Below are 12272 nucleotides of genomic sequence, written 5' to 3'. Positions count from 1 at the left end.
CCTCGAAGCCTCAGGCGACGGGGACGGGACCCGAGGTGGAGCGCTCGATGACGACGGCGTGCGGCGCTTCCCGGGTGGCACCTGGGCGACCCGCCAACAGCTCGAGCAGCTCCTCGCCCGCCATCTCACCGATGCGCTGGACGTCGTGGCTGAGCGCCGACATCGGCGGGTCCGACAGCTGGCATTGCGCCGAATCGTCCCACGCCACGATCGACAGGTCGTCGGGCACCCGCAACCCGGCCTCCTGCACCGCCTGCAGCCCGCCGAGCGCCATCACGTCGCTGTCGAAGACGACCGCCGTCGGTCTGGGCTCTCGGGCGAGCAGCGTCTGCATGGCCTGGTAGCCGGACGTCCGCGAGTAATCGCCGCCGATCGAGACCGTGTCCACGTCGGGCAGGTCGGAGGCGAGGGTGAACGCCTCCATCCGGGACAGCGTGTGGGTGAGCTCGCGCGGGCCCGTGACGTGCGCGAGACGCCGGTGCCCGAGCGAGACGAGGTGGTCGACGGCCTCGTGCATCGTGACCGCGTCGTTGGTCCAGACCGCCGGGAGCCCCTGAGCCGTCGTCGGAGCGCCGATCACGATCGCCGGGATCGCGGACCGCTCGACGAAGGCCACCCGCTCGTCGTCGTCGATGAGGTCCACGAGGATGACGGCGCTCACCGTTCCGTCCTGCTGCCAGCGCCCGAGCTGCAGCAGCTCCTCCTCCCGCGTCGGCAGCACGCGGAGCAACACGGACAGGCCGTGCGGGCGGACGACGCGATCGATGCCGGCGATGAGCTCGTGGTAGAACGGCTCCGCGCCGTAGATCTCCGAGGCCCGGAACAGCGTGAGGCCGATCGGCCGGGGCTGCGCGATAGTCTGTTCGGCATCGAGACCCATCGGGACGCGGCCTTTCGTGAGGAGTGGTCGTGTGGCCCTCACACTACGCGCTCGAAGATCGCCGGGAGGGACAGTTGGCCAGACGTGAGTCCGTGCAGTCGGGTCCCGGCAGCCAGGCGCTCATCGTCGACCTCATCCGCTCGGCCGGCACCATCAGCCGCACCGAGCTCACCGAGGCGACGGGTCTGACCCAGCCGTCGATCTCCAACATCGTCCGCCGCCTCATCGAGGACGGACTCGTCCGCGAGACCGGTCGGGCCGCGCCCCGCGGCGGCAAGCCGCGGACCCTCCTCGAGATCAACGCGAGCGCCAAGTACGCCGTCGGGGTCCAGCTCGGATTCGAGTCGATCACGCTCGTCGCCACCGACGTCCGCGGCGGCGTCGTCGGCCGACAACTCGTCGACGGCGCAGGCTCGGCCACGCCGGAGCAGGTGACCGACCGACTCGTCACGCTCTACCGCGACTTCGTCGCCGGCGTCGGGCTCGCGGCCCCGTCGATCGCGGGCGTCGCCGTCGTCGCTCCCGGTCCGATCGCCCAACTCGGCGGTGTCCTCCTCGGTCCGCCCACGCTCGTACGCTGGGACGACTTCCCCCTGCAGCAGGCGTTGCAGGAGAGCCTCGACGTTCCGGTGGTCGTCGACAACGACGCTGCCGCAGCGGCGGTCGGCGAGTTCTGGAGTCGCCAGGTGTCGCGCACGGAGTCCTTCGCGTGCGTCTACATGGGTACCGGGATCGGCGCAGGAATGGTGCTGGGCGGAGCGCTCTATCGTGGTTCGAGCTCGAACGCCGGTGAGCTGGGTCACATCAGTATCGAGGTCGACGGCGTCCCCTGCCACTGCGGCAACCGCGGATGCCTGGAGCGCTACGCGGCACCGGCAGCCGTGATGGCGGCGGCTGAGGCCTCGCGGGATCACCTCGACGGACTCGGGCTCGGCTTCGCACCGGAGACGCTCAGCCGCGACTTCGACCAGCTCGCCCGAGCCGCCGTCAGCGGCCATGACGTGGCGCTCGACCTGATCCAGAACTCGGCCGACCGGGTCGCCGCGGCCACGGTGACACTCGCGAACCTGCTCGACCTCGATCGACTGGTCCTCGCTGGCCCTGGCATGGCGGTGGCCGGTTCGCTCTACGCCCGCGCGATCCGCGAACGTCTCGAGCAGCGGTTCTTCGCCCGGCGGGCCCACCCGATCGTGGTCGAGCTCTCCGCCAACCCGCGCGACGCGGCAGCGATCGGCGCCGCGTCGTTGGTCCTACAAGGCACAATCGCCCCGGGACACGGGCCGGCGCTCACACGCTGAGTCGCCGGTTCGACGACGGCCCGGCCTCCCAGCTCGTTCAGGAGGCCGCCCCGACGGCCGCGCCATGGTAGCGGGCGCGGACCGACGAGGTCACGGCATCCCGCCTACGGCAGGACCACTTCGCCCTGATTGAACACCCGCGGATGGAAGTACGCGTTCTGGATCTCGGCATTGGAGTTGTTGCCACGCAGTTGCTCCGACCAGATCATGAAGTACGACCAACGCGTCTGCGACTGCAGGAGGTTCGCATCCGGCGCCTTCCCCAACTCCGCGATCGCGATCGGCTTCGTACCGGCGATCGTCTGCATCTGCTGGTAGTCGGCCGCGCTCGGATAGTTCTTGTACCAGACGTCGAGTGAGACCACGTCGACGTAGGAGTTCCCCGGGTAGTAGTTCGCCCACCCTCCCGCCGGGTTGTCCTGCACGTTCCAGACCCAGATCAGGTTATCGAGCCCCTGCGAGTCGAAGTAGTCACGCATCTGCTGGAAGATCTTCGCCCCGCCGTTCGCTCCCGATCGGCCGCCCCACCAGTTCCAGGTCTCGTTCATCTCATGGAAGGGCCGGAAGAGGACCGGGACTCCGGCGTCCTTGAGCTGTCGCAGATACGGGACGACCTCGGCCATCCGCTGCCGCCAGGTGGTGTTGAGAGCAGTGCCGCCCGTGACGATCTGGGTGAACTGCGCGTTGGTGATCTGCGTCTTGACACCGCCGTCGAACTCACAGGTCGAGGGGCCGGTCGGTGAGCATGCATGCCACGTCAACGCAACGAGCGAACCGTTCGCCCACTCGGTCTTCGCCTGATCGATCACTCGCTGACGGTTGGCCGCGTCCTGCGCTCGGAACATCAGGTCACCGCCCCAGAGACCGGGATACTGACCGGTGATGTCCTTCACTTGCTGGGTGTACTGGCCCGGCGCACTCGCGGGCTCCTTGTTGTGCTGGCCCGACACGACGTTCGAGCCGGTGATCGAACGGAGGTATTGGATCACCGACGCCTTCGTCTTGGCCGGGAACGCCTCAGCGGGTGCCGGTTGCCCGACCGCCGCTCCTGCCAAGCCGAGCACGAGCGCGGTGGCGAGCGCCAGTCGTCCGGCACGAACATGTGATTTCATCATCGTCTCCCTCTCGCGCTTCCTCGTTGAAGCGCCGGTCTCAACAGGCTCCCCTGTCTTCCTCCAGAGGTCAAGGACTTTCATGACTAATTAATCAAAGTGGTCATCCTGTCAGCACAGCGATGACGAGGTCCACGAGCGCCCATAGGCGGAGGTCGAGAGCCGAGGCCGCCACCCCGGCGCCCAGCTGCAGCCGCACGGACCCGTGAACGTCGCGCTGGTGACGGCGACCGTCAGCCGCCGGGTCTACTCGATCCAGGCGGCAGCGACACCACGCTCGACGAGTCGTCGCCATCCGGACGGCGCTCTCGGGTCGTGACTCGCCGTGCCCGCCATCCACAACACCGCCATGAGATCTTCGGTCGTGAAGTCCTGGGAGAGGACACCGGCGGCGTGCGCATCCTCGATGAGTTCCGCCCCGAGGGCCGTTGACCGATCGCAGGCGTTGATGAGCGCCGTTGCGTCGGGGAACCGCCGGAGCATTGCGTCGTTGAGGGCCGGATCGCTGAGCTGCAGGTCGATCATGCAGGTGACGAACCTCTCCAGCCGCGCTCGCGGAGTCGGCTCCGCCATGGTCCGTTCTTTGAGCGCGAGGAGCTTCTCCCCCACGACCGCGGGGATGACGGCATCGATCAACTGATCGCGCGACCCCACTCGGTTGTAGAGCGTGCCGATGCTCACCCCGGCTGCTTTCGCGATGTCCTCCAACGGAGCGGACAGACCTCGATCCGAGAACACCGTCAGCGCCGCCGCGTGCAGTTTCTCGACGTTCGACTGAGCATCGCGACGCAGACTCCGTTCCGCGGTCATGCTGGCTCCTATGGATATTGAGGGTGGTCTCAAGTTATGCTCGAGCTTGTTTGAGGACACCCTCAACTTAGCTCAACGACGCAACGCCCCACGAACCCGTGGGATTCGAAAGGACACATCATGCCGCTCATCACCATCATCGGAGCCGGCCCAGGCCTCGGCCTCGAGATCGCCCGCGCCTTCGGACGCAGGGGCTTCGACGTCGCGCTGGTCGCACGAACGCAGTCCAAGCTCGACTCGCTCGCCCAGACCCTCGCGGGCGAAGGCATCACCGCTCACGGGTTCGCTGCCGACATCAGCCGACCGGACACCGTCACCGCCGCCCTGCGTTCGATCACGGACACGCTTGGCCCGATCGACGTGCTCGAGTTCTCGCCCGCGGACCCGTCCCTCACGCCCGTCGACGTCCTCGAGGTGACGATGGAGAACCTGCAACCACAGATCGACTTCTATCTCGGGGGCGCGCTCGCCGCCGTCGGGACAGTGCTGCCGGACATGATCGCAGCAGGCAAGGGGACCGTCCTCATCACGACCGGCGGCGGATCCATCAGCCCCATGCCCTTCCTCGGCAACGTGAACATCGCCGCAGCGGGACTTCGCAACTGGGCCCTCAACCTGCACAACGCACTGCAACCGAAGGGCGTCTACGTCGCACACCTGGGCATCACCGCACTCATCGGAGGCGGCCACCCCGACGCCGAGCCCGAGGTCATCGCGGAGGCCCTGGCGCAGTTGCACGACGAGCGTCAGCAGGCCGAGCTGCACTACGTCGCCTACAACGGCTGACCCACAGGCTTCGCAAGGGAGACGTCATGAAGCTGATCATCTTCGGTGCCACCGGGCGCACCGGTATCCGCCTGGTCGAACAGGCACTCGCCGTCGGGCATGACGTGGTGGCGTTCATCCGCAATCCGGCGAAGCTCGACCTGCGCCACGACCGACTGCGGGTCGTGCAGGGCGAGCTGACCGACGCGGTCGCCGTTGAGGACGTCGTGCGCAGTGCCGACGCCGTCCTGGCCACCCTGACGCCGCAGATCGTCGGCGGGTCCAAGGACCTGCCCGTCGCAGCCGGAACGCGCAACATCGTGGCCGCGATGCGCGCGCACGGGGTCCGCCGACTCGTCTTCAGTTGGGGGCCGAGCATTCTGATCCCCCGCAGCCCGCTGATGCGGGCATTGAGCAGAGCGAGCTACGCCCTGCTCGGGTTGGGGCCCGAGTCCACCGAGGTGGGCGAGGCCATTCGCGGCTCTGATCGCGACTGGACGACCGTGGTCGTCACGATGCCCCACGACAAGCCCGGAACGGGAACGGTCAGGGTGCGCACCGCGAGCGGATCCGGCGACCGGGTCCGTTTGCGCATCGCTCGCACCGACCTCGCCCGGTTCATGCTCGCCCAGGCCGATGACCTGCGATACGCCCAGCAGGAGCTCCGGATCAGCAACTGACAACGCTGCTCCATGCCCCGCTGACGGCGATCCCGACATCCGGCCATGGTGGCCCAGAGCGCGTGGGCCGCCATGCCGCTCAGCGCGGCGACGGTCGCAGCTGATCCTCGGCCACAGGGAAGGAGACCTCGTAGCACAGCTGCGTGGCGGTCATGTCACCCCAGTCATCCTTCTTCACCCGGATCCCGGCGGTCGAGACCTCGGCGATCCGGACGCGCAACCAGGAGCCGTCCGCCAGCCGAAGCTCGTGCGGGTCGGCGAGATAGCCCATGCCGATCTCGTCGAGCGCCTCCTCGGCATGGAACCAGTCCAGCGCCTCGGTTCGCTGACGCCCCAGGAGATCGATGACGACGAACCCCTCACCGACAGGCTTCATCCACCCCAGCCGCTCTCGGTCCTCCGAGCGCCGATGTTCGATCCAGTCCGGTTCCATGGAGCGAGCGTAGCGGCCAACCAGGAACAACGACTGACGGGCCGAACACCCCCCGGACGGCACGAGGGGGCCGACTCGAAAGCCGGCCCCCTCGTGCGTCGTACGACGACGAGTGATCAGTGCTCGTCGTAGTGCTCGCCGTGCGCCGCGTGCTGGTGGCCGTCGTGCACGTAGTCGACGTGACCGTCGTGATCGACCGCGTCGTGGCCGCATGCCGCACCGTGCTCGTGGTCGGCGACGGTGTGCTCGGCGACGCTCTCGTGCTCGTCGTAGTGACCGTCGTGCAGGGCGTGGTGGTGCGTGCCGTGCACGTAGTCGGTGTGGTCGTCGTGCTGGACGGCCTCGTGGCCGCAGTCCGCTCCGTGCTCGTGCTCGGTGACGGAGTGCTCGGCGTGGATGTCAGTCGTGCTCATGGTTGCCTTTCGAAGGAAGAGATCGGGTGTCGCGACGGGCGGCGACGCGTCATCAGTACATCTCATCAATAAGCGAATTGCAATACATGCAGCTAATCGATAGTGGTTCTCGCTATCCCTCGAGCGCGTGCTGCACGGCATCGTCGACGATGTGCGAGACGTGCACGTCAGCGACGTCGTAGTGCGCCTCTCGACCGATCCGTTGCACGGAGACGAGGCCGGCTGATCGCAGCGTCCGCAGGTGCTGTGACACCAACGGCTGCGACAACTGGCTCTGTTCCGCGAGCTGACCGACCGTGGACGTACCGCCTGCCAGGATGCGCAGCAACCGCAACCGCGAGGAGGAGGACAGTGCCTTGAACAACTCGGCGGCGGGTTCCAGATCCTCGTTCATCTGTACATATAAGCAGATGTGAATGCATCAGGATCGCCTGAATCCTCGAAGACCCCGTTCGACCTCCGCCCGCTGGATCGTCACTCTGACGATTAGGCTGGGCGACTGTGCTCGATGGACCGCTGATCGCCGAATGGCTCCCCGTCTCGGTGGCCGCGCTCGTCCTCCTCCTCGTCGCGGCGGGAGTGGCCGGCTGGGTCGACGCGGTCGTCGGCGGCGGCGGACTGATCCAGTTGCCCGCGCTCGTCATCGCCGTTCCGAGCGACGTCGCGACCCCGTTCATCCTGGGCACGAACAAGCTGTCGTCGTTCTTCGGCACCCTGTCGGCGAGCTGGGTGTACCTGCGCAAGATCAGGGTGCAGCTCGTGCTCCTGGTGCCTCTCGTCGCCGGGGCTTACGCCGGCTCGACCGTCGGTGCCGCCCTGTCGCGGTACGTGCCTCGCGAGGTGTTGACGCCCATCGTGCTCGTGGCCGTGATAGCCGTGGCGCTGTACACCCTCTTCAAGCCGACCATGGGCCTGCACCACGAACCCCGCCACGACCGCGCCACCGCCGTCGCCTGGCGGGCGGCGATGATCGGCCTGCTGGTGGGCTTCTACGACGGCATCCTCGGACCGGGAACGGGCTCGTTCTTCGTCATCCTCATCGTCGGTGTGCTGGGGTACGGCTTCCTGCAAGCCAGCGTGAACGCGAAGATCGCCAACCTCACCACGAACCTCGCCGCTCTCGTCGTGTACGGGGTGCACGGCGAGGTCCTGCTCGCGCTCGGTCTCGCCATGGCCGTGATGAACATCACCGGCGGGTTCATCGGCGCCCGTATGGCGACGAAACGCGGAAGCGGCTTCGTGCGGATCGTGTTCCTGGTGACCCTGTCCATCCTCATCGTGAAGCTCGCCTGGGACACCGTGGTGCAGTTCACCGGTTCATGATGCACCCGGCAGAGCGACCTCGCCGGCGGGTGTTCCGAGCAGTCGCCTCGTCCAGTCGGCCAGGGCTGCGATGGCGGCCCGCGAGATGGCGGCACTCGGCACCATGCTCGTGAAGCCGTGGAACGCCCCCGGCCAGACGTGCAGTTCCGCGTCGCCACCCGCAGCCCATATCGCGCTGGCGTAGGCGACCGTCTCGTCACGGAACACCTCTGCACTGCCACAGTCGATGTAGGTGCGCGGAAGGCCGGCGAGGTCGGTCGCCCGCGCGGGTGCGGCGGAGATCGACACGTCTTCACCGGCACGGCGGGGTCCGAGGTACGCGTCCCAGCCGAACCGGGTCATCTGCCGATCTGCGACCCCGACCCCGTCGATCTGCATCGTCGACACGGTGGCATCGCGGTCGTCGAGCATCGGCGAGACGAGGATCTGCCCGAAGAGGGCCGGCCCACGGCGGTCCCGGGCGAGCAGGGCGGTGCCGGCCGCGAGCCCGCCGCCAGCGCTCTGCCCGGCGATCACGATGCGGTCCGGGTCGATACCGAGTTCATCCGCGTGCTCCGCGACCCACACGAGTCCGGCATAGCAGTCCTCCACCGGGTACGGGTCGGGGTACTCGGGGGCGAGGCGGTAGTCGACACTGACGAGCACCACGTCGTGGTCGTTGAGGAGCCAGTCGTCGTAAGACTCGAGGTTGCCGAGGTGGTGGCCGAACATCATCCCGCCGCCGTGGATCGTGTAGACCGCCGTCGTCGTGCCCGAGCGCCCGATCCGCTGGATGACAGCGAGCGTGATCGGATCCCCGAGATGGCCGGGCACCGTGAGGGAGCGCCGCTCGAACCCCCGCGAGCGCAGCCGTTCGTCGAGGGCCTTCTCGGTCGTGTCGAGGCTGCGCATCCTCGGCAGCATCTCGGTCGTCAGGGTGAACGGTCCGCGCGCGTCGAGAGCGTCGAGAAAGGGGGTGAGTTCGGGATCGAACGGGGGACGGGGCATGAGGTCAGACATGGGAAGGCTCCTGGGTTGCGGGCTGAGATGGGAGGTGATGTGAACGGAGGACACCGACAGCCACCAGGGCTGCAGCGAGGACGGCGATGGTCGATCCCGCAATGAGGATCGCTTGCTGGAACGACGCGACGAGGGCCAGGGTGAAGTACTCGGTCGTGATACCGCCGCCGACGACCGCAGCGAGGATGGTCCCGGTCGCGGCGATCCCGACAGCGGTGGCGATCTCGCTCGCGGTGTCGACGAGGGCCGCACCGATGGACGTGCGGTCCGCGGGGAGGCCGCGGAGGACGTTGTTGCCAGCGACGACTCCGACCACCCGCATCCCGGCGGCGACGAGGACGAGTGCGACGAGGACCCACGGGTAGCCGAACCGGCTCAGGAGCGCGAACACGGCGAGCCCCGAGACGACCGCGGCAGCGCTCATCCATGCCGCACGATCGAGTCCCACGCGGTGCACGAACGGACCGACAAAGCGACCGCTCGCCAACAACACCACGACCTGCGGGAGCATCGCGACAGCGGCCAGGGCCGGCGGCCACCCCCAGGCGAACTGCAGCTGCAGGGTCGCCAGGTACGACAAGCCGGCCATCGCCAGCCCCGCGGCGGCCTTGTACGCCAAGCCGGAGGCCACGAGCGGCTGAGCCACGAGACGAAGATCCAGCAACGGGTGGCGAGCGGTGCGCTCCCTGACCACGAAGCCGATCGCGGCGATCACCGTTGCCGCCGCCGCACCCCAGGCCGCTACGACGTCGGTGCCGGCGACGAACAGGGTCGGGGTGAGGAGGACGCCGACGACGGTCGCGGTCCCGAGCACAGCGCCGAGCACGTCGATCCGGTCCCGGTGCAGGTGCGACCGCTCGTCGGCAACGATCCCGGCGCGGATCCCGATCCAGGCGATCACCGCGATCGGGGCGTTGGCGACGATGAGCACCTGCCACGGTGCCACGGCGAGCACGAAGCCACCGATCGTCGGGCCGGCCGCGAGGCCCACCAATCCGGCGGTCGAGATGACCGTGAGCGCCCGAACACGGAGGTCGTCCTGCTCGAACAGACGGAACGCCAGCGCCATGGATCCCGGGGTCGTCATCGCCGCGGCGACACCCATGAGCGCGCGCACGGCGATCAACTGCTCCACCGAGGCGACGAACACGGTCAGCACGCTGACGACGGCGAGCAACGTCAGGCCGATCAGCATGACCCGACGCCGGCCGAACCGGTCGGCGACCGCACCGAAGAGCAGCATCAGTCCACCGAACGCGACCGAGTACGCCCCCGACACCCACTGCAGCGACGCGGTGGATGCCGCGAGCTCACGGCCGATGGTCGGGAGGGCGACGTTCAGGACGGAGTTGTCGAGCATCTCGAACAGGAACACGGCCGAGAGGCCGGCCAGCGCGACCCACGCGTCGCGGAGGCGTGGCGGCGAGTCTTCGACAGCCGCGGAGGTTGAGGGTTCGAACATGGGCGCACTCCTTCGATGAAGAAGTGACGGCTCCCATGAGCCGCGTGCGCGTTTCCGCCAGCCGAAGCACGACGGGATTTTTCCCTCTGCGATGAGGGTAACGCATCATCGCCCGGTCCTGGCACCTGCGGTTCACCGCAGATACGCGTCGACCAGCAACGGACCCCGGATGGCCCTGAGCGTGTCGATCAGGCGTCCGAGGGCTCGACTGTTCCACGACGAGAGCTGGAGATCGAAGGGGCCGAGGGGCTCGAGCTTCCCGGTGCGGAGGCGGACGACCTCCCAGCCGGCCGACCGCAGCGCGCGGTCCTTCCGTCGGTCGACGGCTTCGCGGCGTCCGACGTGCTCCAGGCCGTGCCTGCCGATGCTGTCGTACTCGATGGCGATGCGCAGTTCCGGGTAGACCAGGTCGGGCCACACCTCGAGGTGCTGGAAGAACGGTCGCTGCACCCGCACGGCGTTCAGCCCTTCGGCCAGCGCCAGCCTTTCATGGACGTCCGCGCGCAGCTGAGCCTCGACAGCGGACGCAGGCTTCGGCGCGCACACGGACGTGAAGGCCTCCCCCACCGGCAGGTCGGGGGTCTTCTCGCACAGCGACGCCTTCGGGCGCGCACGACGCTCCCGGATGATCCCGGCGACCGCGGGCACCGGATCGGTCACCGACTCCCGCATCGGCAGTGCGACGATCCTCGACGGATCCGCCTCATCGGAGCATTCCGGGCACCACGCACTGCGGCGACGCTCGCGTCCGGGCCGCGAGCGCTGCTCAGCCGGCGTCGCGACGAACCGGTGTCCCCGGTCACACTGCCACTGCAGCAGGACATCGGCGGCCGGCGGCACCTGGCTCAGGACGATCCCGGCGTTGAGATCCGCATGGTACTGCCGCCACAGCGCCGGGAACGACGCCCACGCTTGCCGGTAGGCGCCCACCGGGTACGGCGTGTCGAGGCCCTTCGACCGCTGACGGCGGGCCCACCACGCTTCAACACGTTCCGGCACGAGCCGAACCTACGACGAGCCCCCGACACCGGCCACGACTGAGGACGCAGTGGTCGTCACCCCGGCGCCCCGACTCGACCTTCAGACCGCGAAGTCGCTCGGCCATCCGTGGTCGGCGAGCGACCGCCGCACACGCTCCACGTCCTCGTCACTCGGCAGCTCCGCGGTGACCCGCGCGATCGCGGTGGCGACGTCGACCCGACTGAGCGACGTGTCGCCCTCGGCCGCGAGGCGCGCACCCACCTCGGCCACCTCGGCGTCGCTCAGTCGCCGACGGAGGAGCGCCACGAGCGGGACGAAGTCCTGGTCGGGGAATCCTGCGGGATACCCGGCTCGGAGCCAGCGCACGATGCGGGCGACCAGCCCTCCGCGTTCCTCGAGGAGGGTCGCGCGCGCCTCCCGACCGGCGTCGTCCTGGTCAGTCGCCACCGCGCGGACGTCGTCCGGGCTGCCGAGCGGCCAGCCCGCGCTCGCGAGCCGGGCGGAGACGCGGACGAGGTCCTCCGGGAGCGCCGGACCGAGGAGGAGCTGTTCGACACGCGCCCGCAGACGATCGTGGCCGACCGGCTCACCGCTCGCATCGGCGTTCTCCGCCTCGACGAGCAGTCCCTCGACGACCTGGTCCAGCTCCTCGGGGGTGAGGCTCCGTCGGAGGATGCCGAGCAGCGGCACGTAGTCGTGCTCGGGCACGCCCGTCGGGTATCCGGCGCGGAGCCAGCCGACAACGCGCGCCACCACGCCGGACCCGTGGCCGGTGAGGTCCGTCCCGTTCTCGTGCGACACGCTCAGTCCTTCGGGGTGAAGGTCGGGAAGACGTGGTCGAAGCTGACCTCCTGCCCCAGACCGGTCGCCACGATGATCGTGAGTCCGACCAGCACGGCGGCGACGACGACGGCGAAGCACAGCACGCCGATGGCGCGGAGGAGCCCCGACGGGATCGTCGGCGCGGCCGACCCGCTCCGGTCGTCGGACCCGGCGCCTCCGGCGACCGCGAACGAGCGGACACCCAGCGCGAAGAGCGCGGGAAGCCCGGCGCCGAGCACGAGCGCGATGACAGCCACCTGGGCGGCGGCTTCGAGGAAGAGCATGAACATGTCC

15 protein-coding genes are annotated in these 12272 nt (G+C 68.7%); 4 read left to right on the top strand and 11 right to left on the bottom strand.

Annotated elements, in window-relative coordinates; translation table 11 throughout:
* Nucleotides 1-10: 10 nt before the first annotated feature.
* Nucleotides 11-880, bottom strand: a complete 870-nt coding sequence (locus CCK91_RS03555; RefSeq protein WP_086472883.1) for a LacI family DNA-binding transcriptional regulator — start codon at nt 878-880, stop codon at nt 11-13.
* Nucleotides 881-909: 29 nt separating this feature from the next.
* On the opposite strand from CCK91_RS03555, the gene CCK91_RS03550 reads away from it, so the two are divergent.
* Nucleotides 910-2178 (top strand): ROK family transcriptional regulator, encoded by a 1269-nt coding sequence (locus CCK91_RS03550; protein WP_242664271.1) that lies wholly within the window; start codon nt 910-912, stop codon nt 2176-2178.
* A 104-nt stretch (nt 2179-2282) separates the two neighbouring features.
* Here CCK91_RS03550 and CCK91_RS03545 read toward each other — a convergent pair whose 3' ends face one another.
* Nucleotides 2283-3290, bottom strand: a complete 1008-nt coding sequence (locus CCK91_RS03545) for a glycosyl hydrolase (protein WP_206428294.1) — start codon at nt 3288-3290, stop codon at nt 2283-2285.
* 246 nt (nt 3291-3536) lie between these two features.
* The gene (locus tag CCK91_RS03540; RefSeq protein WP_086472881.1) at nt 3537-4100 is read right to left on the bottom strand and encodes a TetR/AcrR family transcriptional regulator; all 564 of its coding nucleotides are present in this window, start codon (nt 4098-4100) and stop codon (nt 3537-3539) included.
* Between the two features lie 120 nt (nt 4101-4220).
* Between CCK91_RS03540 and CCK91_RS03535 the strand changes: the two genes are divergently transcribed.
* Together CCK91_RS03535 and CCK91_RS03530 are read left to right on the top strand one after the other, a co-directional pair.
* Complete coding sequence (locus CCK91_RS03535) at nt 4221-4886, top strand: SDR family NAD(P)-dependent oxidoreductase (RefSeq protein ID WP_086472880.1); 666 nt, start codon at nt 4221-4223, stop codon at nt 4884-4886.
* A 26-nt stretch (nt 4887-4912) separates the two neighbouring features.
* On the top strand, nt 4913-5545 hold the full coding sequence (locus CCK91_RS03530) for an NAD(P)-dependent oxidoreductase (protein ID WP_086472879.1): 633 nt from the start codon (nt 4913-4915) through the stop codon (nt 5543-5545).
* Nucleotides 5546-5624: 79 nt separating this feature from the next.
* On the opposite strand, the gene CCK91_RS03525 is transcribed toward CCK91_RS03530, so the two are convergent.
* The 3 genes from CCK91_RS03525 to CCK91_RS03515 all read right to left on the bottom strand — a co-directional run bounded on the left by CCK91_RS03525 (nt 5625) and on the right by CCK91_RS03515 (nt 6785).
* Entirely contained in the window at nt 5625-5978 is a 354-nt protein-coding gene (locus CCK91_RS03525; RefSeq protein WP_086472878.1) for a hypothetical protein, read from the bottom strand.
* 116 nt (nt 5979-6094) lie between these two features.
* Entirely contained in the window at nt 6095-6391 is a 297-nt protein-coding gene (locus CCK91_RS03520; RefSeq protein WP_086472877.1) for a hypothetical protein, read from the bottom strand.
* Nucleotides 6392-6503: 112 nt separating this feature from the next.
* Nucleotides 6504-6785 (bottom strand): ArsR/SmtB family transcription factor, encoded by a 282-nt coding sequence (locus tag CCK91_RS03515; protein WP_064295041.1) that lies wholly within the window; start codon nt 6783-6785, stop codon nt 6504-6506.
* A 107-nt stretch (nt 6786-6892) separates the two neighbouring features.
* Between CCK91_RS03515 and CCK91_RS03510 the strand changes: the two genes are divergently transcribed.
* The gene (locus tag CCK91_RS03510) at nt 6893-7714 is read left to right on the top strand and encodes a sulfite exporter TauE/SafE family protein (RefSeq protein ID WP_086472876.1); all 822 of its coding nucleotides are present in this window, start codon (nt 6893-6895) and stop codon (nt 7712-7714) included.
* On the opposite strand, the gene CCK91_RS03505 is transcribed toward CCK91_RS03510, so the two are convergent.
* From CCK91_RS03505 to CCK91_RS03485, 5 genes are all read right to left on the bottom strand, one after another.
* Entirely contained in the window at nt 7709-8713 is a 1005-nt protein-coding gene (locus CCK91_RS03505) for an alpha/beta hydrolase fold domain-containing protein (RefSeq protein ID WP_086472875.1), read from the bottom strand. The genes CCK91_RS03510 and CCK91_RS03505 overlap by 6 nt on opposite strands.
* Nucleotides 8706-10175 carry an MFS transporter gene (locus tag CCK91_RS03500; RefSeq protein ID WP_086472874.1) on the bottom strand — a complete coding sequence of 490 codons (1470 nt, stop codon included), beginning with the start codon at nt 10173-10175 and terminating at the stop codon, nt 8706-8708. Before CCK91_RS03500 ends, CCK91_RS03505 begins: the two co-directional genes overlap by 8 nt.
* Nucleotides 10176-10307: 132 nt before the next feature.
* Nucleotides 10308-11174 carry a zinc-ribbon domain-containing protein gene (locus CCK91_RS03495; RefSeq protein ID WP_086472873.1) on the bottom strand — a complete coding sequence of 289 codons (867 nt, stop codon included), beginning with the start codon at nt 11172-11174 and terminating at the stop codon, nt 10308-10310.
* 81 nt (nt 11175-11255) lie between these two features.
* Nucleotides 11256-11957: a DUF3349 domain-containing protein gene (locus CCK91_RS03490; protein WP_242664261.1), complete on the bottom strand. Its 702-nt coding sequence runs from the start codon at nt 11955-11957 to the stop codon at nt 11256-11258.
* A gap of 2 nt (nt 11958-11959) precedes the next feature.
* Nucleotides 11960-12268, bottom strand: a complete 309-nt coding sequence (locus CCK91_RS03485; protein ID WP_086472872.1) for a hypothetical protein — start codon at nt 12266-12268, stop codon at nt 11960-11962.
* Nucleotides 12269-12272: the final 4 nt, after the last annotated feature.

The sequence above is a fragment of the Plantibacter elymi (nom. nud.) genome (genome assembly GCF_900177795.1).
In the GTDB taxonomy this organism is placed as follows: Bacteria; Actinomycetota; Actinomycetes; order Actinomycetales; family Microbacteriaceae; genus Plantibacter; species Plantibacter elymi.
The sequence above is the reverse complement of the archived record's forward strand: the minus strand, read 5'-3'. Positions and strand labels throughout refer to the sequence as shown.